Raw genomic sequence first — 24,856 nt, forward strand, 5'->3', positions numbered from 1 at the left:
ACTGTCACTCAGGCTTGGCATCCCAACGGTGCTATGGTCTCCGAGGCATATGGCTCAACCGCATGTTGTCCACCTGCTCTTTGCCTGTGCCGCCACCTTATCTGCACTGTGCTCCGGCGTCGGTGTCGCGTACACCGTGTCGGCGAGTTTCGTCATGCGACGTTTCTTCTCGCGTCCGATACACGCGCCCGTCTCCTTCCCGGCGGTCACCGTCATCACGCCGTTGCACGGCGCCGAGTGGCAGCTATTCGAGAACTTGACGAGCTTTGTGCAGCAGGACTATCCGGGAGCGGTTCAATATGTTTTGGGCGTCCATGACGAGGGTGACGCGGCGCTTAAAGCCGTCGACATGTTGTGCGCGCGCTTTCCCGAGAAACACATAACAGTCGTCGTAGACGCCAGGGTGTACGGGCCCAACCGAAAAGTCGCCAATCTTGCGAACATGCTGGACCGCGCGGAGCACGATCTGCTCTGCTTCGCCGACAGCGACGTCCGCGTGAAGCCCAGCTTCCTGCGCGACGTCGTAGGTGCGCTTCAGCAACCCGGCGTCGGCCTTGTTACTTGCGCCTATCGCGGAATGTGTGCGCCCGGGTTCTGGCCTCGGGTCAGCGGCGCCATGACCGACTATCACTTCCTGCCCGGCGTAGTGACCGGACTCTCGATTGAACGCGCGCGACCTTGCTTCGGCCAGTCGATTGCCATCATGAGGGCGACACTGCAGCGCATCGGTGGCCTCGCGCAGTTCGGACATCATCTCGCGGAAGACTACGCGATTGGCGAAGCGGTCCGCAGCAGTGGTGCTTCAGTCGTCGTTGCGCCTTTCATCGTGAGTCATGCCTGCGTCGAAACCACGTTTTCCCAACTGTTCGCGCACGAGTTGCGGTGGAGCCGCACGATCCGCGCTGCGGACAGGATGGGGCATCTCGGCGCCGTCCTGATGCATCCGTTTCCGCTTGCATTGCTCGCCGTGCTCTTTTCTTCCGGCAATCCGCTGGCATGCGGGTTGGTCGTGCTGACCCTCGTCGTTCGTGCACTCCTGGTATGGCAAACCGATCGCTCGACGGGCGAGCGCTGCAACGGCTTCCCATGGTTGCCGCTCTGGGATGTCCTTCAATTCGTAATCTACGTGGCGAGCTTCCTCTCGTTTCGCGTGTTGTGGCGTGGACGACGCTTCGATGTCGACGGGGACGGCTTGATGTCGCCGTGTGTCCAACGTGACCCAGGCCTGAAATGATGATCGACTCGATATCTGCCACTCGTTCTGGACAGGACGTGCCGAAATGAAATTTCTCGGGTCCATTGCCGCGTTGCTCGGCCTGGTGATCGCAGGATGGCTCATCTGGCGCGACGACCCTGTAGCGATCCTGCATTTGCTGGAAACCGGCGGCGCAGGGCTGCTGCTGGCCGCGCTCGTGCATGTCCTTCCGATGTTGCCGAACGCCTGGGACTGGCGCCTGCTGATACGTGAAGCAGAGCGGCCTTCCTTCGCGACCATGCTCAAGCTCGTCTGGATTCGCGAGTCGATCAACGGACTGCTGCCCGTCGCGCGGATCGGCGGAGAGATCGTGTCATTTCGCCTGCTCGGTCGTGTCGGTGTGCGTCCGGCAACAGCGGTGGCGAGTCTCGTCGTCGACATGCAACTCACGCTGATCAGTCAGGTTGTGTTTGCGCTCGTAGCCATTGGCTACGTGCTGGGGCAGACTTCGTCGGATGCCGCGCGTCTTGCGGGAGGGTTCGCATGGGGTCTTGCCGGACTCATGCCGGTGCTCCTGCTGTTCGCGCTCGTGCAGCATGCACGGCCGTTCGAACGTGTCGCGCGAACGCTCAACAAGGTCACCAGCGGAAAGGTGTACGCCCTGGTCGGAAAGTCAGCGCGAATCGATCAGTCCATCAAGCTGATCTGGCGACAGACCGGCATCGTGGCGCGCTATGTGTTCGTCTGGCAAACGCTGCAGTGCCTCGGCCTGGCACTGGAGATCTGGGTGGCGTTGCGCGTGCTCGGCTCGAATGCAAGCTTCACGACGGCGTTCGTGCTGGAGGCGCTGATTCAACTCGTCAGCAGCGTGGCCTTTGTCGTGCCGGGTGGCATCGGCGTGCAGGAAGGCGGCTTCGTTCTGATCGGCGGCATGCTGGGTATCGATGCGCCCACGTGTCTCGCGCTCGCAGGTGCGCGGCGCGTGCGCGATCTGCTGTTCTTCGTGCCGGGGCTCGTTTACTGGCAGTTGGCCGAGCGTTCGTTCGGTCCTCGGCGCCCGATGGCTGCCAAGCTGGACAACGTGAACGCAAAGTAATCCCGTAACCTTTGAGGGCATCCATGAAAACACTGTTTCTCCAGGCACCTTCGTTCGACGGCTTCGATGGCGGAGCAGGCTCACGCTTCCAGACGAGACGCGAGATACGATCATTCTGGTATCCGACGTGGCTCGTCCAGCCCGCTGCGCTGGTCCCGGATAGCCGTGTCGTGGACGCCCCCGCGGATGGCCTGTCTCTGGATGCGACGCTGGATATCGCTCAGGAATACGATCTGATCATCATTCATACGAGCTCGCCGTCGTTCTCGAGCGATGTGCGTTTCGCGGAGCATCTGAAACAACGCAAATCCAGCATCCGGATTGGGATGATCGGGGCAAAGGTGGCCGTCGATCCTCACGGCTCGCTTGCCGCGAGCGATTCGATCGATTTCGTGTGTCGTGAAGAATTCGACTTCACGTGCCGCGACATCGCGCAGGGAGTGCCGTTCGAGTCCATTCCCGGCCTGAGTTATCGGCTACCCGACGGTGGCATCACGCACAACGAAGCCAGGCCGATTCTCGAAGACATGGATCAGTTGCCGTTCGTCGCGCCCATCTACAAGCGTGACCTCAAGACCGAGAACTACTTCAGCGGATATCTCAAGCATCCCTATGTATCGCTCTACACGGGACGGGGCTGCAAGTCGCGGTGCACGTTTTGCCTCTGGCCGCATACGGTCGGGGGGCATCGCTACCGGACCCGGTCGGTGGAGAACGTCCTCGAAGAAGTGAAATGGATCAGGGACAACATGCCCGAAGTGAAGGAGATCATGTTCGATGACGACACCTTCACCGATCTCAGGCCGAGGGCCGAGGAGATTGCTCGCGGTCTCGGCAAGCTGGGGGTGACGTGGTCCTGCAACGCGAAAGCGAACGTGCCGTACTCGACCCTCAAGGTGATGAAGGATAACGGCCTGCGGCTTTTGCTGGTGGGCTACGAATCGGGTGATGACCAGATTCTCGTCAATGTCAAAAAAGGGTTGCGCACCGATATGGCGCGCCGCTTCAGTGAAGATTGCCGCAAGCTCGGCATCAAGATCCACGGCACATTCATTCTTGGGCTTCCGGGAGAAACGCAAGAAACGATTCAGAAAACTATCCAGTACGCAAAAGAGATCAATCCGCACACCATCCAGGTTTCGCTCGCCGCGCCGTATCCGGGGACGGTCCTTCACAAGCAGGCTGTCGAGAATGGATGGCTGGAGAAGAGCAAGGTCATCACGCTCGTCAGTTCAGCGGGTACTCAGCAATCGGCTATCGGCTATCCGCACCTGTCGCGCGAAGAGATCTTTCTCGGCGTCGAGGAGTTTTACAAGCGCTTTTATTTCAGGCCCACGAAAATCTGGGAAATCGTCCGCGAGATGCTCGTGAGCTGGGAGATGATGAAACGACGCCTGCAGGAAGGCGTGGAGTTCTTCCGATTCCTGCGCGACCATAAGGCGTGAATAAAGAAGGGCCGCAGCCGCTTCGGGCTGCGGCGACCGACGTCCGTGACCCGTTGAGTGTGGACGACGATGCCGCTGCGCGCGATCCTTCGGCACGCGCCGGTTCCGGTGAATGCGTGCAGTCGTCTGGATGCGCTGCTCAAGTGCGCCCGCGCGGAAGTTGCTGGCCTGAGATTCACGCTTGAATGCGTCGTGGAGTGCGACTCCACGGATCTTCCCGTCCTTCGGGCGGAGATTGCGTATCAGGCGTGTCCGCTGGCTTGCTCGAGGATAGGAGACGCTTATGCGATGTGAGGCGCTCGTGGCGTCAATCTCGTCACCTCGCATCGCATGCTCATTCGAGGGTCGTCAGGCGGCCGCTGGACGGCCCGTCTTGACCGTTTCGAGCGCCTTGATCGCCGCGACGATACGCTTCTCCGGCGCGCTATCCAGCATGGCGAGCGCGGCGCGCAGAAGTTCGCTCTTCTTTACACGTACGCCGTTCGCGAGACATTTCTGCTTGAGTGACGCGAGTTTCGCATAGTCCGATTTCGGCATCGTGAAGCTGTCGCGCACGACCTTTTCTTTCTTCGCTCGCTTCGCCTCGCTTGCGCTTGCTGTGTCCTTGGATTTGCTGGCCACAGTCCGGGCGGACTTCTCCGCGGCTGGCTTGGCGAGCTTCTGGCTGCTCTTTTCAGCCTGCCCGGGCTTCGACGCGCTGGCGGACGGCTTGATCACTTCTTTCCTGGCAGTCTTCTTTGCCGCACGGGGCGTGGGCGCAGCGTTTTCGACCTCGCTGGCGACGGGCGCTTTCGCAAGCGCCTTCTTGTTCTTTGCCGGGGCGCTTTTCGGGAAGTTGAAGGCTTTCTTGGTAGGCGGTTCGATTTTTGGCGTGTTCATGGTCTCTCCCTTCGATCGGAAAAAACAGTATATACGGTTTTCCAACCTTTGATCTCGCATCGGCTCCGTCAACCGCTGGACACATTGCCGGAACATGCGATCGCGTCGCGCGAATTGACGCCCGCTGGCTCGCGAGCCGCAGCAGACCTATGCCGACTCGCTCAGATGCTGTTCGAGCCAGAACACGAACACGGATGCGAGCGGCGCATCCGCGCGCTCCGGCGGCCGCACGATGTGGTACGGATGCCGCGACGGCACGGTAGCCTTGAACGGCCGCACGAGCGTGCCCTCGATCAGATCGTCGCGCACGGAGATGCTGTCGCCGAGTGCGACGCCCTGACCGTGCAGGGCAGCCTCGACCGCGATATGAGCATTGCCGATCTCCAGAACGCGCATGCGTTCGGGATGCTCCACCTTCGCTTCCATGAGCCAGCGCATCCACGAACCGGCGTGCTCGCAGAACAGCGCATAGTGCCGCAGGTCCTCGGGTGAGCGGATCGCCTTCGGGCCGTTCATCAACGCGGGACTCACCACCGGATACAGCGACGGATGCTCGATCAGCGTGACCGAGCGGTCTTTCCAGTGCGCCTCGCCGTAGCGGATGCAGACATCCACGTCAGGCGAATAGACTTCCTTGTCGTCGTTCGACGGAATCAACTTCAGCTTGATCGACGGATAGCGATGCAGAAAGTCGCCGATATGCCGCGCGAGCCAGCGCGAGGTGAACGAGAGCGGCGCCGACACGACGAGATCCCCCGCAACGACCGTCTCGCCCACCTTCGCGACTGCCGTGGCGATCATCTCGAACGCGCCGCGCACCGAGGGCAGCAGTGCTTCGCCCGCCGGCGTGAGCTTGAGCCGCGCGCGCGAGCGGATGAACAGGTCGACGCCGAGCGATTCCTCCAGCACGCGCACCTGATGGCTGACCGCGCTCGCCGTGACGTTCAGCTCCTCTGCGGCCTTGGCGACGGTGGCATGGCGCGCGGTCGCTTCGAAAGCGCGCAGGGGATTGAGCGGCGGCAGGCGGCTACGCATGGTCGTTCGGCTGGTTCACAGTTGAGATGCTGAGAAAAATTTCATTAAAGCAGGTTCAAAATCTCGCTACAAACAAAAAAATTGTAGGCCTATGCTCGTCGTGAACTCAACGTGACGAGGATTCAGCATGAAGGTGACGGAAGGGACCGAACGGCTGTGGGGCGGACGTTTCAGATCGGCGCCCGCAGCCGAACTCAAGGCGCTGTCGCGCTCCGAGGAAAGCTTCTTCAGGCTCGCGCCCTATGACCTGGCAGGCTCCAAGGCGCACGCCCGCGAGCTGCAGCGCGCGGGCATCCTGAACGCGGACGAACTGCGGGACCTGCTGAAGGAAATGGAGCAGGTGCGCGCCGAATTCGTCGAAGGGCGCCTCGCGCCGTCGCCGCACGACGAGGACGTCCACACGTTCCTCGAACGCGTGCTGACGGAACGGCTCGGCGCGGCGGGCGCGAAGCTGCGCGCGGGACGCTCGCGCAACGACCAGGCCGCCAACGACCTGCGCCTGTTCCTGCGCGACAAGGCGCGCAGGATCGCGCGCGACGTGATTGCGCTGCAGGATGCGCTCGTCGCTCAGGCAGAAGCGCATCTGCGCAGCTACAGCACGGGCTTCACGCATCTGCAGCCGGCGCAGCCCGTCGTGTTCGCGCATCAGTTGCTGGCGCATGCGCAGGCGTTCTATCGCGATGTCGATCGCCTGCTCGACTGGGACCGGCGCAGCGCGCGTTCGCCGCTCGGCGCGGCGGCGCTCGCGGGCTCGGCCATCTGCGTGAATCCGGCGCTCTCCGCACGCGAACTCGGCTACGACGGGCCCTGCGAAAACTCGATCGACGCCGTCGCGGCGCGCGATCACGTCGCTGAATTCCTGTTCGTCACGAGCATGCTGGCGGTGGACTTGTCGCGGCTCTCGGAGGAAGTGATTCTCTGGACCTCGCGCCAGTTCCGCTGGGTCGAGCTCGACGACGGCTACGCGACCGGCAGCTCGATCATGCCGCAGAAGAAGAACTCCGACATCGCGGAACTGACGCGCGGCAAGGCGGGGCGTCTGATCGGCAATCTGAGCGGCCTGCTCGCGACGCTCAAGTCGCTGCCGCTCGCGTACAACCGCGATCTTGCCGAAGACAAGAACGCCGCGTTCGACAGCATCGACACGCTCGCGCTCACGCTGCCCGCGATGGCCGGCATGATCCGCACGATGCGCGTGAACGTGGACGAATTGCGCAGGCAGGCGCCGCTCGGCTTCACGCTCGCGACCGAAGTGGCCGACTGGCTCGCGCTCGCAGGCATTCCGTTCAGCGAGGCGCACGAGATCACCGGCGCGCTGGTGCGGGCGTGCGAGGAACGCGGCATCGAATTGTCCGAGGTGACGGTGGACCTGCTCGCCGCAGTCGATCCGCGTCTTCATGCAGACGTGCTGGACCGTCTCACGCTCGAAGCCGCCGTCGATGCACGCAGCGGCTTCGGCGGCACGGCGCCGGCACGCGTCGTCGAGCAGATCGATCGCCTGAAACTGGCGCTCGCGCGGCAGAGCGAATGGGCAAACGAATACGGAGGTCCGACATGTTGAGCGCAGCGGAGCAGGCGCAGCATTCGATGACAGCGCAGCCGTCGACGCTCGAACGCGTGCGTCGCAGGTACTGGGGCCGCTATGTGGCGTCGGCGGCGATCATCGTCGTGATCGGATATATCGTCGCGGCGTTCGCGCGCGGGCAGATCGAATGGCAGACGGTCGGGCGCTTTCTCACCGCGCGCACGATCCTGATGGGCCTCGTCAACACCATCGTCATGACGATACTCGCGATGGCGTTGGGCATCACGCTCGGCGTCATCACGGCAGTGATGCGGCTCTCCAGCAATCCGGTGCTGAGTTCCGTCTCGCAAGGCTACGTATGGCTCTTTCGCGGCACGCCGGTCATTCTGCAACTGCTCCTGTGGTTCAACCTCGCGCTCGTGTTTCCGACCATCGGCATTCCGGGCGTGTTCGCGCTGCGTACGGTCGATGTCATGACGCCGTTTCTCGCGGCACTCCTCGGACTGGGCATCAATCAGGGTGCGTATACGTCGGAAGTGGTGCGCGCGGGGCTGCTGTCCGTCGATACCGGGCAATACGAAGCGGCGAAGTCGATCGGCATGCCGCGCCTTCAGGCACTGCGCCGCATCATTCTTCCGCAGGCGATGCGCGTGATCGTGCCGCCCATCGGCAATGAGCTCGTCGGCATGGTCAAGCTCACGTCGCTCGCGAGCGTGATCCAGTACGCGGAGATGTTGCACAACGCGCAGAACATCTACTACGCGAACGGACGCGTGATCGAGCTGCTGATCGTCGGGGCGATCTGGTATCTCGTCGTCGTCACGGTGCTTTCGTTTCTGCAGACGCGGGTCGAGCGGCGCTATGCGCGCGGCGCGGGCCGGGCCTCGAGCCGTCAGTGAGGAGACACGCATGAATCCAATCGTACGCGCAGCGGATGTGCGCAAATCGTTCGGCGAGTTCCAGGCGCTGAAGGGCATCACGCTCGATGTCGCCGAGGGCGAAGTGCTGTGCATCATCGGGCCTTCGGGCTCGGGCAAGAGCACGTTCCTGCGCTGCATCAACCAGCTCGAAACGGTCAGCGAAGGATCGCTGTGGGTGAAGGGCGAATTGCTCGGCTATCGGCAGGCGGGACACAAGCTCCATGAACTCTCGGAGAAGGAGATCGCGCGGCAGCGTCTCGCGACCGCGATGGTCTTTCAGCGCTTCAATCTCTTCCCGCACATGACGGCGCTGGAGAACGTGATCGAAGGTCCGGTGCATGTGCTGAAGCGGCCGCGCGTGGAAGCCGTGAAGGAAGCGCGCGCGCTGCTCGAACGCGTGGGGCTCGGCCACAAGTGCGATGCCTTTCCCGTGGAGTTGTCGGGCGGCCAGCAGCAGCGCGTGGCCATCGCACGCGCGCTCGCGATGCATCCGCAACTGCTGCTGTTCGATGAACCCACGTCCGCGCTCGATCCCGAACTGGTCGGTGAAGTGCTCGCCGTGATGCGCGGCCTCGCTCGAAGCGGCATGACGATGATCATCGTCACCCACGAACTGGGCTTCGCGCGCGAAGTGGCGAATCGCGTTGTATTCATGGATCAAGGGCAAATCGTCGAGGCCGGACCGCCAGAGCAGGTGCTGTCCGAACCGCGCCATGCCCGCACGCGAGATTTCATTTCCGCCGTTCTGGCCTGAGAACGTCTGAAGCTTATTCAATCAATCGATTCCGGAGCGAGCGTTTCATGAAAGCCATTCTTCGTTTGCAAAGCCTCTGTGCATTGGTGTGCGCCGCCGCGCTGCTGCATGTCGATGCGGCCAGCGCGCAGACGTCCGCGCCAGGCAAGAAGGAAATCGTCGCCGCCGTGGTGCCGAACTATCCGCCGTTCGAGTTCAAGGACCCCGAAACCGACAAGCTGACCGGCTTCGACATCGGCCTCGGCGAAGCGCTCGCCGCGAAGATGGGCGTGAAGATGGTATGGCAGGAAACGAGCTTCGATCAGATGCTGAGCGCGCTCGCCACAAAGCGCGTCGATATCATCCTGTCGGGCATGACGGATATTCCCGAGCGGCGCGCGTCGGTGAACTTTCTCGACTATCTGAAGAGCGGCCCGCAGTTCTATGCGCTGAAAACGCGCGCGGGCGATTTCCCCAACATGGATACGCTGTGCGGCAAGACGATCGGTTCGAGCCGGCGCACCTCGTTTCCTACGAACATCAAGGCGTGGAGCGATGAGCATTGCGTGAAGACGGGCAAGAAGCCGGTCACGGTCGTCGGCACCGATGGCTCGTCGGATGCGCGCATGCAACTGCGTCAGGGACGGCTCGACGCAGCCGTGCAGGGCGGCGAGACCATGCCGTATCAGAACCGGATCGATCAGAACGCCTACGTGACGATCGGCGCGCCTTTCATGTCGCAATACATGGGCGTCGGCATGGCGAAGGACAACGCGGCCGTCAACGACGCCGTGACGAAGGCCTTCGATCAGCTGATCGCCGACGGCACCTATCAAAAGATACTTGCCAAGTGGGGCTTGCAGGACCATGGCGTTCAAAAGGCGCTGATCAATGCAAGCAACTGATTCACGATCCGCGACGCCGCGCTGGCCCAATGGCAAGCGCTCGTGCGTCGCGCTCGCGTTCGATCTCGACGGCCCGACCGGCGGCGCCATGCTCGACGGCTCGATCTGGCGCAATCCCGCGTACTTCACGCTGGGCGCCTATGGGCCGTGGCGCGCGCTCGGCAGGATTCTCGATGTGCTCGGCGAACGCGGCGTGCGCGCGACGTTCTTCATACCCGCATGGGTGATGGAGAACTGGCCGTCGCAATGCCGCGAGATCGTGCGCGGCGGTCATGAAGTCGCGTATCACGGCTACCGGCACGAGGCGTTCTGGACGCTCACGCCGGAGCGTCAGCGCGAGGTCATGGAGATCTCGACACAACTCTTCCAACGTCATCTCGGCGTGCGTCCGGTCGGCTTTCGCACGCCATCGGGCGACTGGACCGCTGCGACCGCCGGCATTCTCGCGGAGTTCGGCGTGCGCTATTCCAGCTCGATGCGCGGCGACGATCGTCCCTATGTGCTCGATGCGCAGAGCGGTCTGATCGAGATTCCCGCGCGCTGGGAACTGGACGACTATGCATCGCTTGCGTATCAGCGCAGGCCGGACTTTCCCGCGGGCCTCGATCGTATCGCGAGCTACGAGACGACGCTCGACAACTGGCGCCGCGAGTTCGACGGCTCGCATGAAGAGGGGCTCTGCATGACCACGCTGTTTCATCCGAAGGTGTCGGGCAAGCCCGGGCGCATCGCGCTCATCGAGGGCTTGATCGATCACATGCTCGCGGCGGGCGACGCATGGTTCGCGACCGGCAGCGAAGTAGCCGATTGGTGGATGTCGAGCGGGCAGGCGGGCGCATGAGAAACGCTGCGAAATGGCCCGGCGGCGCGCGCTCGGCCGTGATTCTCACCGTCGATTTCAACGACGATCTTGGCATTCGCACGCAGACGCCGGCTATCGAGGGCCGCGAGAAATCCTTGTCCGTGTGGCGCTATGGCGCGAAGCGCGGCGTGCATCGCCTGCTCGATACGCTCGCTGAATACGATGTGCCTTCGAGCTGGTTCGTGCCTGGACAGGTCGTGCGAACGCATCGCGATCTCGTCGCGCTTATCGACGCGGCTGGTCACGAAATGGGGATAAGCGGCGATGCCTGCGAGGACTTCGATGCGCTCGATCTCGCGCAGCAGAAGCATTCGTTCGATCGCGGGCACGCGGTGCTCGCCGAAGCGCTCGGGCGTGCTCCCGTCGGCTTTCGTCCGTTCACCGGCAACTGGGCGCCGGGCTTCGCCACGCATCTGCACGCGCGCGACGTCACGTGGACCTCGGCGTGGCATGGCGACGACCTGCCTTACTACCATCACGATGCGCCGTTGATCGAATTGCCGCTGCACGTGGAACTCGAAGACGAGCCTTACTTCGCGTTCAATCTCGCGCCGCCGGTGCCGGTCGGTCAGTCGCGCATCGCGTCGTATCGCGAAGTGCTCGACAACTGGACGCGCGACTTCGAGGCATTTCATCGCTTCGGCCTGTGCTTCGTGATGCGGTTGCATCCGGAGATCATCGGCACGGCGGGACGCATCGGCGTATTGCGGTCCCTGCTCGCGACGATGCGCGCACGCGGCGATGTCTGGTTCGCGACCGGCGCGCAGGCCGCGTCGTGGTGGCGCGAGCGATGCGATGCCAACGAGGCAGGACATCCGGTCGAGATCTTCGAGCGTCACAGGAACACCATCGTATGAACAAGCGAGAGCACTTTCTGTCGGAACGGCTTGCGAACTTCATCGCGGACTCGTCGTTCGATGATCTGCCGCCAGAGGTCGTCGAGAAGGCAAAACGGCATCTGCTCGATACGCTCGGCGCAGCGCTCGCCGGCGCGCGCACCGAGCCGGCGCGCGTTGCGCGCTCGGTGATGGACTCGACCGGCGACGCCATCGTTTGGGGCACATCGCGACGCACGCATGCACGCGATGCCGCGTTCATCAACGGCATCGCGGCGCATGCGCTCGAACTCGACGATTCCGGCGGTTGCGATCACTCGGGCGCGGTCGTCGTGCCGGCGGTGTTTGCGGCGCTGAACCGTGTCGAGCGGCCCTTATCCGGCCGGGAGTTGCTGCACGCGATCGTGCTCGGCTACGACATCGCGCGGCGCGTGCTCGAAGCGTGCGGCGGCTACTCGGCGCACAACGGACGCGGCTGGCATTCGACGATGTCCTGCGGCGTATTCGGCGCCGCCGCCGCGAGTGCGCGCGTGCTCGGTCTCGATGCGCGCGGCATCGGCGCGGTGCTCGGGCATGCGGCGAGCTTCGCGGGAGGACTCTGGGGCTTCATCCACGACGGGTCGCAGACCAAGCGCCTGCATTCCGGACGCGCGGCGGAAGGCGGCCTCACGGCGGCGTTGCTCGCGGCGCAGGGTATGAGCGGCGCGAGCCGCGTTTTCGAGGACGTGTGGGGCGGCTTCCTGCGCACGTTCGCGCCCGATTCGGCCAGCCCCGAAGCGCTCGTCGCGGAACTCGGCGCGAACTGGAAGATCATGCGCTGCTCAATCAAGCCACATGCGTGCTGCCGCAGCATTCATTCGGCGCTGGACGCGCTCATCGAACTGACGAAGGGTGGTTCGGTCGCGCAAGTGCGCGTGAAGCTCAGCGAATTCGTACACGGGATGTGCGGCGACCGCGAGCCGGTCAATCTGGCATCGGCGCAAATGAGCATGCCCTATGCGCTCGCCGCTGTACTCGTGTTCGGCCATGCGGGCATCGAGGCGTTCACCGGACGCGCGCGCGGGGACGAGCGCGTCACGCCGATGATGCAGCGCATCGTGCTCGAGCCGGATGCATCGCTGGCCGATCTCGACGAGCCCGAAGTCACGGTCACGTACGTCGACGGCACGGTGCGCTCGCTTCAGGCGACGATTCCGCTGGGCGACCCGCGCCGTCCACTGGACGATACGCAACTGCTGACGAAGTACCGGAGCCTCGCGGCCGATGTGATCGGACACGATGCAACCGGTTCGCTGGCACATGCTGTGCTGAGCGTCGAAGAATGGACGGACGCGAACGTGCTCGAACGTCTGCTCGTGGGACACGCTGGGTCGTACGAGAGCGAAATCAGGTAGTGGCCACTGGATCTACCGTCAGGCTAAGGGGCGCGCTCCTGAAGGCCCGTCACACAGCGGATGGGCGGCTCTGGCTAGCAAGGGCCGATTGTCGCACCGTCGGCCTGCTTCGGAGAATTGCTTGAATTTATGTCACAATATGCCTTAAATCTAATGCGACCACGCCTCTATGCGCTTGCCTGGATTGGTCGCTTTGCGGGTGTGGGGCGAACGACATCTCAGGTCGGCGTCCCTGCATGAATCAGGAGCAATGCAATGAGCAGAATCGTTAATTCGCTTTGGAAGGCGATTCATGCGATAGGGCGGGATCGACTACTTATGGGACTGATAGCGCTGGCATTGATTGCGGGCGCGGGGATTGCCATCGCAAGCAAGGTGAAGATGGCCTTCGACAAAAACGGATTGGAGATCTGTCTCATCTGCTCGGAGGTCGGGCATACGCGATCGCCCGATTAGTGAATCAATAACGATCGCGCGTGAGGCCCTTTCGTCATACCTCACGACGATACGCTCGTCGCACGCGGTCGAGTTTGCAAATCCCTACCTGTTGACGCGGTAACGACATGTCGTAGCGGGCTTCGAGTGAAAGAATCTGTAACCACTTGAATCTCACTGTCGCTGTGCTCCGTATGCGCAATGAGAGGTCGGCGGCTCAGCCGAAGCCGTGGGCGCGCGAATCAGCGGGGAGCATCTGATGCTTGGAAATTACGATCGTATCGTCGTCATGGGCTTTTGGATTGTCGGGGTATCAATCCTCGGCTTATTCACATTGTTCCCGCACCATGAGCAGCATGCGATCGAACCGGTATGGTCATCCCGGCAACAGTCATCAGTGGTGACGGGCACCGTTGGTTCATTGTCGCCCGCTACGAATGTCCTTCCGGTACGCGCTAATTCGGACGAAGGGGAGGATATCGACGCCGATAAGCCGGTCACGGCCGAAATGAAATCGAGCGTCGGTGGCCCGGATGCTGCCGATGAGCTGGATTCGAGTCCGCGAGAGGCGAGCTCGCAGGCTTCGAATGTCGAAAGAGGGAGGCCGGGGCGCGCGATCACGCAGCAGCCGCGACGGCCTGCCGAGCGCAAGCATGCAGCGCCGCAGAGCAATGAACGCGCGGGAAGCGCACACGACAATACTGTCTCCTCCGGGCATCATGAAGCGGAGATCGATCATGCGGAAAGCCCGAATCGTGACGCAATGCTCCCTGTGCAGCCTGCGCTGGCGAACTCAGCACTGCGGGCGTTGCCGGGGGATGAGACGGCTCAGCCTGCGATCCAGAGCCGGCCGCTTCCGGTCGACGTTCCGCCGCCCTTGCCAGCGACACCGCCGCCAAAATCCCGGCAGGATGTGCAAGACGAACTTCGCAAGGCGCGGTTGAACGGTTCGCTTCCCAGATTCGGCAATCCGGACCCCTACGGTCCGGGCGGATCGCCGAGTTCGGCTGACAGATAGCGAGCAGACGCGCTGCATCCGCCCTGTTCGCGCAGGTGCTGGATCAACCGCGTCACTGCCGCCGATAAAGCCCGCCCGCGCAGCGTCAACAGCCCAAGGTTCACCATCGGCACGGGCAACTCCACCGGCAACACGGCCACGATCGCGTAACGGGCGTAGTACTGCGCCACGTCCTCGGGCACCACCGAGATCATGTCCGAAGCTTCGATCATCGCGGTCGTGGCAAGAAGGTTGGAGGTCTCGATGACGTCGAGCGTGTCGGTCATGCCGGCGAGCGCCAGGATGTTCTCCACGCGCAGGCGCATCGGGCTTCCGACGGGATGGAGAATCCACGTCAGCGTCACGAGATCCTCGAGCGCCAGTTTGTCCATTTGTGTGGCGGGATGTTGCGGCCTGCCGATCACGCGCATGTGCTCGGGCGTGCCGAACAGTTCCACCTCGACTTCCGGATGACTGCTCCGGTCGGGCAGACGGCCGATCACCACATCGAGATCCCCACGGATCAGCGACGGCAACAGCATGTCGCTGGTGCCCACATCGACGGAAATCCGCACCCGCGGGTTATCCGCCTTGAACGCCAGCAGGCTGCGCGTGATGAGCGAGGGCACCGGCCCGACCACCGTCCCGATGCGCGCGAGCCCCGCCGCGCCTGCCGCCAGTTCCCTGATTTCCGATTCGGCATGGCTGAACTCGTGGACCACGCCCTGCGCGAAACGAATGAGCACTTCGCCGAACGCAGTCGGCTCCATGCCGCGCGGCAGACGCGTGAACAACGGCACGCCGATGCGCTCTTCGAGTTGCTGCAGAAGCAGGCTCGCCGCGGGCTGCGTGGTGTGCATCGCCGCCGCGGCCTTGCGAAGGTTGCGGTACTCGGCCAGCGCATTGATCAGGGCGATCTGGCGACTGGAGATCTTCAGCGGCGCATGTGACGGCGCGACGGCGGCCGCCGGGTCGGGGAGGTCGGAAGACATATGAATTCTGGTATCGATAGATACGGATCGACAATTATTCATATATCGCGCGGACATGTACAGTCCAGTTCACTTCAAGCGAGCCACGACACACATGAACACGCGAATCACCCAAATCGAAGTCCGCGACATCCGGTTTCCCACGTCGAAGTCTCTCGACGGCTCCGACGCGATGAATGCCGCGCCCGATTACTCGGCGACCTACGTGGTTCTGCACACGGATTCACCCGACGGCATGGAAGGGCACGGCCTGACGTTCACGATCGGACGTGGCAACGAGATTTGCGTGAAGGCCGTCGAATCGCTGTCCGGGCTCGTCTCGGGCCTCACGCTCGAAGCGATCACCGCCGACATGGGCGGCTTCTGGAAGCGGATAACGTCCGCCGATAGCCAGTTGCGCTGGCTCGGGCCGGAGAAGGGCGTGATCCACCTCGCCACGGCGGCCATCGTCAATGCGGTGTGGGATCTGTGGGCCAAATCGGCGGGCAAGCCGATCTGGAAGCTGCTCGTCGACATGACGCCCGAAGCGCTCGTGCAATGCCTCGACTTCAGCTATGTCACCGACGTGCTGACGCCGGAGGAAGCGATCGCGCTGCTGCGCAGACAAGCGCCCGGCAAGGCGCGCCGCGAGGCCGAGATGCTGGAGCACGGCTTTCCCGGCTATACGACCGCGCCGGGCTGGCTCGGCTACTCCGAGGAGAAGATGCGCCGGCTCGCCCGCGAAGCCGTCGCTGCCGGCTGGACCCACGTCAAGCAGAAGATCGGCGCCGACATCGACGAGGACATGCGGCGCGCGCAGATCCTGCGCGAGGAGATCGGCTGGGAGCGCGCGCTGATGATGGACGCCAATCAGGTCTGGAGCGTCGATCAGTCGATCGAGGCGATGCGCCGGCTGGCTGTCTTCGAGCCCTTGTGGATCGAGGAGCCGACGAGCCCCGACGATATTCTCGGCCATGCGCGCATCCGCGAGCGGATCGCGCCGATAGGCGTCGCGACCGGCGAGCACTGCCACAATCGCGTGATGTTCAAGCAGATGTTCCAGGCGCGCGCATTCGATTTCTGCCAGGTCGATGCAGCACGTCTCGGCGGTCTCAACGAGGTCTTGATCGTCCTGCTGATGGCGGCGAAGTTCGGCATCCCGGTGTGCCCTCACGGTGGAGGCGTGGGTCTTTGCGAGTACACGCAGCATATTTCGCTGTTCGACTACATCGCCGTGGGCGGGTCGCTCGAGAATCGCGTGCTCGAGTATGTCGATCATCTGCACGAACACTTCCTCGACCCCGTGACGATTCGACAGGGCCGCTATATGCCGCCCAGCCGGCCCGGCTACAGCGTCGAGATGAAGCGCGACACGCTTGCGCGCTTTCAGTATCCGGACGTGCCCGTCTGGTCAGACATCGAAGCATCCTAAGGCGCGGCGCTATCTCTCAGCGCCGCCATCACGCGCCAATTGATTCTGCAATCCATCCAGCACGACGTCGATATATCGATCGAAGCTTCGCTCGAGTGCGCGATTGGTTCCTCCCTTCCATCGCACGATGAACGCCTGGTTGGACATGCGCGTCATGTTCGCCGTCAACAGCGGAAACGCATCACGTTCAAGCTCTTCGAAACGTGTGCGCAGCCTGCTCTCCCATTCGTCGCGCTCATCGGCGCCGTGGCTGGCGAATTCGAGCGTGACGAATCCGACCATGGCGGTGATCACGGTGTTGTAGACGTGAATCAGTTCCTCGGATTTGAAGCCCGCCGACAACAACGTCTGAAGTACCGCCTCGACCATCACCGGATTCATACTGGCGTTCGAAATGATCTGCGACCCGAGCAGCGGCGCGACGTTCGGATGCCGCGCGACTGCCGAACGGTAGCGATGGAACAATTCTTTTAGCCACTCGCGCCAGCGCCCCGGCGGAAGCGTTGGGGGAACGAGGTCGCCGAGCGCGCGCGTGATGACTTCGACGAGCAATTCGTCGCGGCTCGCGACGTACCAGTAAATGGCGGTCGGATAGACGCCGAGCTCGCGCGCGACATCGCGCAGGCTGAACGACGTGTAACCCTTGGCGTCGATCAGTGCGAGCGCCGCTTCGACGACACGTTCCCGCGAGAGCCCCTGATCGCGCGCGGAGCGGCCCCGTCGCTTCTTTTCTGGCGCGGGCGGCGCTGCCTCTTCCTTTTTGCTCAACGTAACTTCCCGAGTTTCAGTTCGACCGAGCGTCACTCTACTGCAATCGGTGCCCGCACGCGACACGTGCGGGAAAACCCGGCAATCTGCTCGCTTGCGCGGTTTAATTGTACGGCGTACAGTAAATGCAAATCGGCGGCACGGACCTCGCGGGCGCGCCGCTTTGGCTGAACAGAACGCCGCTCAAGCAAGCGGCGCGGCATTCATTTTGATTAGGCATACTACGCAAAGGATCGGTTCATGAAACCCAGGGCGCTTACTTTCGACTACTTCGGCACGCTCGTCGACGTGACCACGGGAGGCATACGCGGCATCGAAGCCGTGCTGCAGCATCTCTCCCTCGCTCCGGCGAAATCCGCCGCCGATGTCTACCTCGACTGGGACATGCGCGCGGTCCAGACCTACCGAAGCCACGCCTATATGCGTTATCGCGTGGTGGCGCAGCATGCGCTCACGGGCTGTCTGGAAGCGCTCGCGCAAGGATGCACCGACGGCCGGGACATGGCGGCGCTGACCGAGCTGCTGCTCACGCATCTCGTGGAGTCCTCGCCGCCCTTCGACGACGCCGTGGCTTTCCTCGACTGGGCCCGTGAACACTTCACGCTGATGCCCATCACCAACATGGACACGGACCTGTGGCGCCGCAGCCGCCTCGTGAGCTACTTTCCGCACGTGACGACGGCTGAAATGGCGCGGGCCTACAAGCCTTCGGAAACGATCTTCAAGACCGGGCTCGCGACGCTCGGCCTGAATGCCGACGAGATCTTCCATTGCTCGATCGGCACCTGGGCGGACATCGACGGCGCGAAGCCGCTCGGCATCCGGGTCGCGTGGATCAATCGCGGCAACGAGCGTCTGGGCGACTGGCAGGCGCGTCCGGACCATGAATTCGCCACGCTCGAACCGGTGCGCGGCTTACTGGAACGGCTCATCGAACGGTAACAGGAGCACGAACATGCGTATCCCGGCAATCAAGACTTTCATTCTATGTATGAGCATCGCGTGTGCGGCTCCGGCCGTGCGTGCGGACACACTCGTGAAGATCGGCGTGGCGGGTCCGCTGACCGGCTCGCAGGCGGCAAGCGGCAAGGACAATGAACGCGGCGCGAGACTGGCGGTCGACGACCTGAACGCGAGGCGCATGACGCTCGGCGCCCAGCCGCTCAGGTTCGAACTGATCTCGGTGGACGACCAGTCGGATCCGAAAGCCGGCGTGACGGCCGCGCAGAAGCTCGTGGACAGCGGCGTGATCGCCGTCATCGGTCACTGGAATTCAGGCGTGACGATTCCCGCATCGAAGATCTACAACGACGCCAAGGTAATCATGATCACGCCCGCGGCGTCGAACCCGGCGCTGACCGAGCCGGGCTACCCGTACGTGTTTCGCCTCACCACGGACGACAACGTGCTCGGCGCGAAGATGGCGGATTACGCGCTCAATACGCTGCATCTGAAGCGCGTCGCGGTGATCGACGACCGCACCGCTTATGGCTCGGGCGTCGCGGATGTGTTCGTCGCCACCGCGAAGAAGCTCGGCATCGATATCGTGACGCGCGAGTATTCGACCGATCACACGGTGGACTTCAAGGCCGTGCTCTCGAAAATCAAGCCGACGAAACCAGACGGCATCTTCTACGGCGGCTACTACGGCCAGGCCGCCTATCTGGCCCGGCAGATGCGTGATCTCGCGGTCAACGGCGTATTGATGGGCGGCGACGGCTTGTGCGTCGGCGAATTCCCGCGCCTGGCCGACGGTGCGCTCGACAAGAAGATGTACTGTCCGCAGGGCGGCATGCCGCTCGGCGCATTGCCGGAAGGCAAGCGTTTCGAGACACGTTTCAAGGCGGCGTATGGCGTGAATCCGGATCAGAAGGGACCGTCGTTCTATGCAGCGACGATGATGATCGGCGACGCGATCTCGTCGGCGCAATCGCTCTCTCCCGAAGCGCTCGACAAGACGCTGCATCAGACCACCTTCAATACGCTGTTCGGTCAGGTCCGGTTCGATCAGCGCGGCGAATGGATCAAGGCGCCGATGACGGTGTACTGGTCGGCGGGCGGATCGATCGTGCCGGTCGACTGACCGCGGGAAGGATGCCGATCGTGAACCAACCTCGAACCATCCAGGAAGCGTATGTCCACTGAAAACGCAGTATCTCCGCAACTCGACGTGGAAGGACTCGGCCGAGCCGCGGAGCGCGCCGCCGGCGTCTTTGCCGAGGCGAATCCGAAGAGCGCCGCCGCCCATCTCGACGCGCTCGCTGTCATGCCTGGCGGCAACACGCGCTCGGTGCTGTTCTATGCGCCGTTTCCGCTGACGATCGCACGCGGCGAAGGCAAGCGCCTGTGGGATCTGGACGGCCACGCCTACACGGATTTCCTTGCCGAATACACGACGGCGATGTACGGCCACAGCCATCCCGTGATACGCGCGGCGATCGTCGAGGCGCTCGACAACGGCCTGAACCTGACGGGTCACAACACGCTCGAAGTGCCGCTCGCGCGCCTGTTGCGCGAACGCTTCGAGTCGGTCGAGTCCTTGCGCTTCACCAATTCGGGAACCGAGTCGAACCTGATGGCCATCGCGGCATCGCTCATCTTTACGGGGCGCAGGAAAGTCGTAGCGTTCACCGGCGGATATCACGGCGGCGTGCTGACCTTCGGCAACGGCAACAGTCCCGTGAACGTGCCGCACGAGTTCATCGTCGCGTCCTACAACGATCTGCCCGGCGCGCAACGGATCTTCGCCGCGCATGGCGATGAAATCGCCGCCGTCATTGTCGAACCGATGCAGGTCGCGGGCGGATGCATCGTCGGCGAAGCGGATTTTCTCGCAGGCCTTCGCGATCTCACGCAGCGTCACGGCGCGCTGCTGATCTTCGACGAAGTCGTGACCTCGCGGCTGTCGGGCGGCGGACGGCAGGCGCTGCTCGGGATCCGGCCCGACCTCACGACCTTTGGCAAGTACATCGGCGGCGGCATGTCGTTCGGCGCGTTCGGCGGCCGGGCGGACGTGATGGCGCAATTCGATCCGCGCAGACCCGGCGCGACGCCGCACGCGGGCACCTTCAACAACAACGTGCTGTCGATGGCGGCGGGGCACGCGGGTCTGTCGCGGCTCTATACGCCGGGTGCTGCCGCCGCGCTCAGCGAAAAGGGCGAGCGGCTGCGCGCGCGACTGAACGGACTGTGTCGCGAACGCGGCGTGGCGATGCAATTCACCGGTATCGGATCGTTGATGAACTTGCATGCGGGCGTGCATCCGATCCATTCGGTGGAGGACTTCATCGAAGGCGAGTCGCTGCTCAAGGACCTGTTCTTCTTCCACATGCTGGAGCGCGGCTGCTATGTCGCGCGGCGCGGCTTCATCGTGCTGACGCTGGCGCACGACGAAGGCGATCTCGAACGCTTCGCGCAAGCGGTGGCGTCGTTCATCGATCGTCATGAAGCGCTGTTGCGCGCGCGATAGATCATTCATGGAGACTTCGTTGATCCCTGCTCAGTCACCTGCCGGACCGAAGCGCCTGCGCAGCCGCCGCTGGTTCGATGACCCGTCGAATCCCGGCATGACCGCGCTTTATCTCGAGCGCTACATGAACTTCGGCATCACGCGTGAGGAGTTGCAGTCGGGCAAGCCGATCGTCGGCATTGCGCGAACCGGCTCGGATCTCGCGCCGTGCAACCGGCATCATCTCGAACTGGCGAAGCGCGTACGCGACGGCATTCGCGACGCGGGCGGCATCCCGCTCGAGTTCCCCGTGCATCCGATCCAGGAAACCGGCAAGCGTCCGACCGCCGCGCTCGACCGCAATCTCGCGTATCTCGGTCTCGTCGAAGTACTGCACGGTTATCCGCTCGACGGCGTCGTGCTCACCACTGGTTGCGACAAGACCACGCCCGCCTGCCTGATGGCGGCGGCGACGGTCAACATTCCGTCGATCGTGCTGTCGGGCGGACCGATGCTCGACGGCTGGTATCGCGGCAAGCTGGCGGGGTCGGGCACGGTCGTGTGGGAGGCGCGCAAGGAACTCGCGACCGGCCAGATCGACTACGACGCGTTCATGGAGAAAGTGGCGTCGTCCGCGCCATCCGCCGGGCATTGCAATTCCATGGGCACCGCGCTTTCGATGAACGCGCTCGCCGAGGCGCTCGGCATGTCGCTGCCCGGTTGCGCGTCCGTGCCCGCGCCCTACCGCGAGCGCGGCTGGTTCGCCTACGAGACGGGCAGGCGGATCGTGTCGATGATCGCGGAGAACCTGCGGCCGTCGGACATCATGACGCGCGAGGCGTTCGAGAATGCGGTCGTGGTCGCGGCCGCGATCGGCGCGTCGTCGAATTGCCCGATTCATCTGATCGCGATCGCGCGTCACGTCGGCGTGCGCCATACGCTCGACGACTGGCAGCGCGTGGGCGCGCAGATTCCGCTGCTGGTCGATTGCCAGCCGGCCGGGCGCTTTCTGGGCGAGGCGTTCCACCGTGCGGGCGGCGTGCCTGGCGTGATGCGCGAACTGCTCCGTGCGGGCCGGCTTCATCGCGATGCATTGACCGTGACGGGAAGCACGCTCGCCGAGAATCTCGCCGGCGTCGCCGAGCCCGACCGCGAGGTGATTCGCGCTTTCGATGCGCCGCTCAAGGCAGCGGGCGGCCATGTCGTGCTGAGCGGCAATCTGTTCGACAACGCCGTGATGAAAGTCAGCGTGATCGACGCGCGCTTTCGGGAGCGCTTTCTGTCGAACGCCGCCGACGCGGATGCATTCGAAGTGAAAGCGGTCGTCTTCGAAGGCCCGGAGGACTATCACGCGCGCATCGACGATCCTGCACTCGATATCGACGAAGATTCGATCCTGGTCATGCGCAACTGCGGTCCGGTCGGTTATCCGGGCGGCGCCGAAGTGGTCAACATGCAGCCGCCCGCCGCGCTGATCCGGCGCGGCGTCGACACGCTGCCGACCATGGGCGACGGCCGTCAGAGCGGAACGTCGGGCAGTCCGTCGATCCTGAACGTGTCGCCGGAAGCGGTGGTGGGAGGCGGGCTCGCGTTGCTGAAGACCGGCGATCGCCTGCGTATCGATCTCAACGCGCGGCGTGTCGATCTGCTCGTGTGCGCCGATGAACTCGCCGCGCGGCGCGCCGCGTGGACGCCGCCCGAACTCGCGGACCAGACGCCGTGGCAGGCCATCTATCGAAGCATGGTCGGACAGCACGGCGACGGCGCGTGCCTCGAACCGGCGACACTGTTTCTGAACATCGTCGAGACGCGCGGCGAGGCGCGCGACAACCATTGATGGAGAGCGCATGATTCGACAGGACGACGCGCAAGCGACGCGCGTAGGCATCGTGACAGGAGCGGGCTCGGGCATCGGCCGTGCGGCGGCGCTCGAACTGCTTCGCAACGGCTGGTCGATCGCGCTGCTCGGCAGGCGCCGCGAGCCGCTCGTGGAGATTGCACATGCCCGCGAGTTTGCGGGCCGCGCACTCGCGCTCCCATGCGACGTGTCGGATGCGCGGGCGGTGGCCGCGTCGTTCGACGCGGTCGTCGCGCGATTCGGCCGGCTCGACCTGCTGTTCAACAACGCGGGCGTCGGCAATCCGCCGGGGCCTTTCGACACGTGGACGCCCGCGCAATGGCGCGGCGTGGTCGACGTGAATCTCAACGGCATGTTCTTCTGCCTGCAGAGCGCGTTCCGGATCATGTCGGCACAGACGCCGCGCGGCGGCCGCATCATCAACAACGGTTCGCTGTCCGCATGGGCGCCGCGTCCCAATTCGATGGCCTATACCGCGACCAAGCATGCCGTCGCGGGACTCACGCGCTGCGCATCGCTCGACGGCCGCGCGCAGGACATTGCCGTCGGTCAGATCGATGTCGGCAACGCCCACAGTGCGCTTGCCTCGGCGATGGCGCAGGGCGTGCCGCAGGCGAACGGCGAACTCGCCGCCGAACCGCTGATCGACGTGGAGATAGTCGGGCGTTCGGTCGCCTATATGGCCAGTCTGCCGCTCGACGCAAACGTGCTGTTCCATACGGTCATGGCGACCAAAATGCCGTTCGTCGGCAGAGGCTGACCGGATGCGTGAGGCGGCTGGGCGACGGCTATTGGCGCGGCGGGACCATCGTCGGCGGGACGACCCAGGCGGACGTCGGGGCCATGTAGTAAGGCGGTGCGCTGCGTCGCATCAGCATGCCGGTGACCGAGAGCGTGACGCCCGTCGGAAGCGGTGGCCCGATGATCAATACACGGGGGACCAGGACCCGGCCCTGCGCGTCCTGAGAAAAGCGCTTGTCGATCACGCACAGCGGCGGGTCCATCGCCAGCATCCAGACGGCTTGTTGCGCGCCGCCGTCGGTTTCCATGACGTCCTGCACGGGCGTGCCGCGAAGCGTCATGTTCGTGCCGACCGGGAAGCAGACAGGGGCGGCGGCCCAGGCCGCGCTGGCCCACATGAAGGGCAGCATGCACAGAAGGCGGTTCTTCACGGGACGACGCTCCTTTCGGCAATTGAACGAAATCGCTTTCACCGGCCTTATCGGACCTGTCCGGCAGCCGAAACAGGGTCCCGGTTGCGCGTGATCCATTCACTGAAGAGCTTGACCTTCGGCTGATTCGCGACGCAATCCGGATAGACGAAGTAGTAGCGTGACCCCGTCTCCAGCACGGTGTCGAACGGCATGACAAGCCGTCGGGCGGCGACGTCTTCGCTGACCAGCGTGCGGTCGCTGATCGCAACCCCGAAACCCTGCATGGCGGCATTGGTCGCCATATCGAGCGTTTCGAAGGTCGGGCCGAGCGTCGCATCGATCTCGTTCGCACCCGCGCGGTCGAGCCAGAGCTTCCAGTCGCGATGATCCCGCGTCGGATGCAGCAGGGCATGATGCGCAAGATCCGCCGTGGCGGCCAGCGGCCTTTCAGTAAGCAGATCGGGCGAGCACACGGGCGTAAGCTGCTCGTCGAAGAGCGGCACGGCGTGCACGTCCGCACCCGGCGACGAACCATAGATGATCGCCGCATCGAACGATTCCACCTGAAAGTCGACGTCGTGCTGCCAGGTTGTAGTGATCTGCAGTTGCAGTTCGGGATGCTCGCCCTGAAAGCGCATGATCCTCGGCAGCATCCAGCGCATCACGCAGGTCGGAACCTTCAGCGCGAGATCGGTGCGCTGGCGCGTGAGCCGCAACGATACTTCCTCGATACGCGCGAACCCCTCTCTGACGACGGGCAGCAGCACGTCGCCTTCGGCGGTCAACGTCAGTCCCCGTGCGCCCCGTATGAAAAGAGGAAATCCGAAGTACTCTTCGAGCGCGAGAATCTGCCTGCTGATCGCCCCTTGCGTGAGGCACAGATGTTCAGCCGCGCGCGTGAAACTGCGGTGCCGCGCGACTGTCTCGAAGATCTGCAATGCATTGAGCGGAGGAAGTCGTCGCATGGG

General features: G+C 63.7%; 24 protein-coding genes. 18 read left to right on the forward strand and 6 right to left on the reverse strand.

Annotated features, from left to right (window positions below):
- The first annotated feature begins 49 nt into the window (after positions 1-49).
- The 3 genes from hpnI to hpnJ are packed head-to-tail and all read left to right on the forward strand — an operon-like array spanning position 50 to position 3,736.
- The gene (gene hpnI, locus BTHE68_RS25025; protein ID WP_162068960.1) at positions 50-1,234 is read left to right on the forward strand and encodes a bacteriohopanetetrol glucosamine biosynthesis glycosyltransferase HpnI; all 1,185 of its coding nucleotides are present in this window, start codon (positions 50-52) and stop codon (positions 1,232-1,234) included.
- Positions 1,235-1,280: 46 nt separating this feature from the next.
- Complete coding sequence (locus BTHE68_RS25030) at positions 1,281-2,291, forward strand: lysylphosphatidylglycerol synthase domain-containing protein (RefSeq protein ID WP_162068961.1); 1,011 nt, start codon at positions 1,281-1,283, stop codon at positions 2,289-2,291.
- Between the two features lie 23 nt (positions 2,292-2,314).
- Complete coding sequence (gene hpnJ / locus BTHE68_RS25035) at positions 2,315-3,736, forward strand: hopanoid biosynthesis associated radical SAM protein HpnJ (RefSeq protein ID WP_162068962.1); 1,422 nt, start codon at positions 2,315-2,317, stop codon at positions 3,734-3,736.
- A gap of 348 nt (positions 3,737-4,084) precedes the next feature.
- On the opposite strand, the gene BTHE68_RS25040 is transcribed toward hpnJ, so the two are convergent.
- Both BTHE68_RS25040 and BTHE68_RS25045 read right to left on the reverse strand, forming a co-directional pair.
- A complete protein-coding gene (locus BTHE68_RS25040) occupies positions 4,085-4,675 on the reverse strand; it encodes a hypothetical protein (RefSeq protein ID WP_353622659.1) in 591 nt (196 codons plus the stop codon).
- Positions 4,676-4,762: 87 nt separating this feature from the next.
- On the reverse strand, positions 4,763-5,650 hold the full coding sequence (locus BTHE68_RS25045) for a LysR substrate-binding domain-containing protein (RefSeq protein WP_162068963.1): 888 nt from the start codon (positions 5,648-5,650) through the stop codon (positions 4,763-4,765).
- A 127-nt stretch (positions 5,651-5,777) separates the two neighbouring features.
- Here BTHE68_RS25045 and argH point away from each other — a divergent pair, with 127 nt between their 5' ends.
- The 9 genes from argH to BTHE68_RS25090 all read left to right on the forward strand — a co-directional run bounded on the left by argH (position 5,778) and on the right by BTHE68_RS25090 (position 14,278).
- Entirely contained in the window at positions 5,778-7,211 is a 1,434-nt protein-coding gene (gene argH, locus BTHE68_RS25050) for an argininosuccinate lyase (RefSeq protein WP_197919712.1), read from the forward strand.
- Positions 7,205-8,074: an amino acid ABC transporter permease gene (locus BTHE68_RS25055; RefSeq protein WP_162068964.1), complete on the forward strand. Its 870-nt coding sequence runs from the start codon at positions 7,205-7,207 to the stop codon at positions 8,072-8,074. Before argH ends, BTHE68_RS25055 begins: the two co-directional genes overlap by 7 nt.
- Before the next feature lie 10 nt (positions 8,075-8,084).
- Positions 8,085-8,849, forward strand: a complete 765-nt coding sequence (locus tag BTHE68_RS25060) for an amino acid ABC transporter ATP-binding protein (protein ID WP_162068965.1) — start codon at positions 8,085-8,087, stop codon at positions 8,847-8,849.
- A 47-nt stretch (positions 8,850-8,896) separates the two neighbouring features.
- Complete coding sequence (locus tag BTHE68_RS25065) at positions 8,897-9,733, forward strand: ABC transporter substrate-binding protein (protein WP_162068966.1); 837 nt, start codon at positions 8,897-8,899, stop codon at positions 9,731-9,733.
- Entirely contained in the window at positions 9,720-10,574 is an 855-nt protein-coding gene (locus BTHE68_RS25070) for a polysaccharide deacetylase family protein (protein ID WP_162068967.1), read from the forward strand. Before BTHE68_RS25065 ends, BTHE68_RS25070 begins: the two co-directional genes overlap by 14 nt.
- Positions 10,571-11,452: a polysaccharide deacetylase family protein gene (locus tag BTHE68_RS25075; protein ID WP_162068968.1), complete on the forward strand. Its 882-nt coding sequence runs from the start codon at positions 10,571-10,573 to the stop codon at positions 11,450-11,452. Before BTHE68_RS25070 ends, BTHE68_RS25075 begins: the two co-directional genes overlap by 4 nt.
- Positions 11,449-12,825 (forward strand): MmgE/PrpD family protein, encoded by a 1,377-nt coding sequence (locus BTHE68_RS25080; RefSeq protein WP_162068969.1) that lies wholly within the window; start codon positions 11,449-11,451, stop codon positions 12,823-12,825. The genes BTHE68_RS25075 and BTHE68_RS25080 overlap by 4 nt, the downstream gene beginning before the upstream one ends.
- Positions 12,826-13,080: 255 nt before the next feature.
- Entirely contained in the window at positions 13,081-13,281 is a 201-nt protein-coding gene (locus BTHE68_RS25085) for a hypothetical protein (RefSeq protein ID WP_162068970.1), read from the forward strand.
- Positions 13,282-13,519: 238 nt separating this feature from the next.
- Positions 13,520-14,278, forward strand: coding sequence for a hypothetical protein (locus tag BTHE68_RS25090; RefSeq protein WP_162068971.1), 759 nt, complete (start codon positions 13,520-13,522; stop codon positions 14,276-14,278).
- Here the strand turns inward: BTHE68_RS25090 and BTHE68_RS25095 are convergent.
- Entirely contained in the window at positions 14,239-15,249 is a 1,011-nt protein-coding gene (locus BTHE68_RS25095) for a LysR family transcriptional regulator (RefSeq protein ID WP_162068972.1), read from the reverse strand. The two genes, BTHE68_RS25090 and BTHE68_RS25095, sit on opposite strands and share 40 nt — an antisense overlap.
- 94 nt (positions 15,250-15,343) lie before the next feature.
- Here BTHE68_RS25095 and BTHE68_RS25100 point away from each other — a divergent pair, with 94 nt between their 5' ends.
- Positions 15,344-16,660: an L-fuconate dehydratase gene (locus tag BTHE68_RS25100; protein WP_162068973.1), complete on the forward strand. Its 1,317-nt coding sequence runs from the start codon at positions 15,344-15,346 to the stop codon at positions 16,658-16,660.
- A gap of 9 nt (positions 16,661-16,669) precedes the next feature.
- Here BTHE68_RS25100 and BTHE68_RS25105 read toward each other — a convergent pair whose 3' ends face one another.
- Positions 16,670-17,428, reverse strand: coding sequence for a TetR/AcrR family transcriptional regulator (locus BTHE68_RS25105; protein WP_162068974.1), 759 nt, complete (start codon positions 17,426-17,428; stop codon positions 16,670-16,672).
- Between the two features lie 240 nt (positions 17,429-17,668).
- Between BTHE68_RS25105 and BTHE68_RS25110 the strand changes: the two genes are divergently transcribed.
- From BTHE68_RS25110 to BTHE68_RS25130, 5 genes are read left to right on the forward strand one after another with little or no spacing between them, the layout of a single operon-like run.
- Positions 17,669-18,370, forward strand: a complete 702-nt coding sequence (locus BTHE68_RS25110; RefSeq protein ID WP_162068975.1) for an HAD family hydrolase — start codon at positions 17,669-17,671, stop codon at positions 18,368-18,370.
- A gap of 13 nt (positions 18,371-18,383) precedes the next feature.
- A complete protein-coding gene (locus BTHE68_RS25115) occupies positions 18,384-19,511 on the forward strand; it encodes a branched-chain amino acid ABC transporter substrate-binding protein (RefSeq protein ID WP_162068976.1) in 1,128 nt (375 codons plus the stop codon).
- Between the two features lie 51 nt (positions 19,512-19,562).
- Complete coding sequence (locus BTHE68_RS25120; protein ID WP_162068977.1) at positions 19,563-20,897, forward strand: aspartate aminotransferase family protein; 1,335 nt, start codon at positions 19,563-19,565, stop codon at positions 20,895-20,897.
- Positions 20,898-20,916: 19 nt separating this feature from the next.
- Positions 20,917-22,713 carry an IlvD/Edd family dehydratase gene (locus BTHE68_RS25125; RefSeq protein WP_232078054.1) on the forward strand — a complete coding sequence of 599 codons (1,797 nt, stop codon included), beginning with the start codon at positions 20,917-20,919 and terminating at the stop codon, positions 22,711-22,713.
- 10 nt (positions 22,714-22,723) lie between these two features.
- Positions 22,724-23,494 carry an SDR family oxidoreductase gene (locus tag BTHE68_RS25130; protein WP_162068979.1) on the forward strand — a complete coding sequence of 257 codons (771 nt, stop codon included), beginning with the start codon at positions 22,724-22,726 and terminating at the stop codon, positions 23,492-23,494.
- A 28-nt stretch (positions 23,495-23,522) separates the two neighbouring features.
- Here BTHE68_RS25130 and BTHE68_RS25135 read toward each other — a convergent pair whose 3' ends face one another.
- Together BTHE68_RS25135 and BTHE68_RS25140 are read right to left on the reverse strand one after the other, a co-directional pair.
- On the reverse strand, positions 23,523-23,906 hold the full coding sequence (locus BTHE68_RS25135) for a hypothetical protein (RefSeq protein WP_232078055.1): 384 nt from the start codon (positions 23,904-23,906) through the stop codon (positions 23,523-23,525).
- Positions 23,907-23,953: 47 nt separating this feature from the next.
- Positions 23,954-24,853: a LysR substrate-binding domain-containing protein gene (locus tag BTHE68_RS25140; protein WP_162068980.1), complete on the reverse strand. Its 900-nt coding sequence runs from the start codon at positions 24,851-24,853 to the stop codon at positions 23,954-23,956.
- Between the last annotated feature and the right edge of the window lie 3 nt (positions 24,854-24,856).

The sequence above is a fragment of the Burkholderia sp. THE68 genome (genome assembly GCF_009938265.1).
In the GTDB taxonomy this organism is placed as follows: domain Bacteria; phylum Pseudomonadota; class Gammaproteobacteria; order Burkholderiales; family Burkholderiaceae; genus Caballeronia.

What these genes read in the sequence shown, in the direction of transcription:
- hpnI (WP_162068960.1), top strand. Translation starts at nt 50, where the DNA reads ATGGCTCAACCGCATGTTGTCCACCTGCTCTTTGCCTGTGCCGCCACC.
- BTHE68_RS25030 (WP_162068961.1), top strand. Translation starts at nt 1,281, where the DNA reads ATGAAATTTCTCGGGTCCATTGCCGCGTTGCTCGGCCTGGTGATCGCA.
- hpnJ (WP_162068962.1), top strand. Translation starts at nt 2,315, where the DNA reads ATGAAAACACTGTTTCTCCAGGCACCTTCGTTCGACGGCTTCGATGGC.
- BTHE68_RS25040 (WP_353622659.1), bottom strand. Translation starts at nt 4,675, where the DNA reads ATGCGAGATCAAAGGTTGGAAAACCGTATATACTGTTTTTTCCGATCG.
- BTHE68_RS25045 (WP_162068963.1), bottom strand. Translation starts at nt 5,650, where the DNA reads ATGCGTAGCCGCCTGCCGCCGCTCAATCCCCTGCGCGCTTTCGAAGCG.
- argH (WP_197919712.1), top strand. Translation starts at nt 5,778, where the DNA reads ATGAAGGTGACGGAAGGGACCGAACGGCTGTGGGGCGGACGTTTCAGA.
- BTHE68_RS25055 (WP_162068964.1), top strand. Translation starts at nt 7,205, where the DNA reads ATGTTGAGCGCAGCGGAGCAGGCGCAGCATTCGATGACAGCGCAGCCG.
- BTHE68_RS25060 (WP_162068965.1), top strand. Translation starts at nt 8,085, where the DNA reads ATGAATCCAATCGTACGCGCAGCGGATGTGCGCAAATCGTTCGGCGAG.
- BTHE68_RS25065 (WP_162068966.1), top strand. Translation starts at nt 8,897, where the DNA reads ATGAAAGCCATTCTTCGTTTGCAAAGCCTCTGTGCATTGGTGTGCGCC.
- BTHE68_RS25070 (WP_162068967.1), top strand. Translation starts at nt 9,720, where the DNA reads ATGCAAGCAACTGATTCACGATCCGCGACGCCGCGCTGGCCCAATGGC.
- BTHE68_RS25075 (WP_162068968.1), top strand. Translation starts at nt 10,571, where the DNA reads ATGAGAAACGCTGCGAAATGGCCCGGCGGCGCGCGCTCGGCCGTGATT.
- BTHE68_RS25080 (WP_162068969.1), top strand. Translation starts at nt 11,449, where the DNA reads ATGAACAAGCGAGAGCACTTTCTGTCGGAACGGCTTGCGAACTTCATC.
- BTHE68_RS25085 (WP_162068970.1), top strand. Translation starts at nt 13,081, where the DNA reads ATGAGCAGAATCGTTAATTCGCTTTGGAAGGCGATTCATGCGATAGGG.
- BTHE68_RS25090 (WP_162068971.1), top strand. Translation starts at nt 13,520, where the DNA reads ATGCTTGGAAATTACGATCGTATCGTCGTCATGGGCTTTTGGATTGTC.
- BTHE68_RS25095 (WP_162068972.1), bottom strand. Translation starts at nt 15,249, where the DNA reads ATGTCTTCCGACCTCCCCGACCCGGCGGCCGCCGTCGCGCCGTCACAT.
- BTHE68_RS25100 (WP_162068973.1), top strand. Translation starts at nt 15,344, where the DNA reads ATGAACACGCGAATCACCCAAATCGAAGTCCGCGACATCCGGTTTCCC.
- BTHE68_RS25110 (WP_162068975.1), top strand. Translation starts at nt 17,669, where the DNA reads ATGAAACCCAGGGCGCTTACTTTCGACTACTTCGGCACGCTCGTCGAC.
- BTHE68_RS25115 (WP_162068976.1), top strand. Translation starts at nt 18,384, where the DNA reads ATGCGTATCCCGGCAATCAAGACTTTCATTCTATGTATGAGCATCGCG.
- BTHE68_RS25120 (WP_162068977.1), top strand. Translation starts at nt 19,563, where the DNA reads ATGTCCACTGAAAACGCAGTATCTCCGCAACTCGACGTGGAAGGACTC.
- BTHE68_RS25130 (WP_162068979.1), top strand. Translation starts at nt 22,724, where the DNA reads ATGATTCGACAGGACGACGCGCAAGCGACGCGCGTAGGCATCGTGACA.
- BTHE68_RS25140 (WP_162068980.1), bottom strand. Translation starts at nt 24,853, where the DNA reads ATGCGACGACTTCCTCCGCTCAATGCATTGCAGATCTTCGAGACAGTC.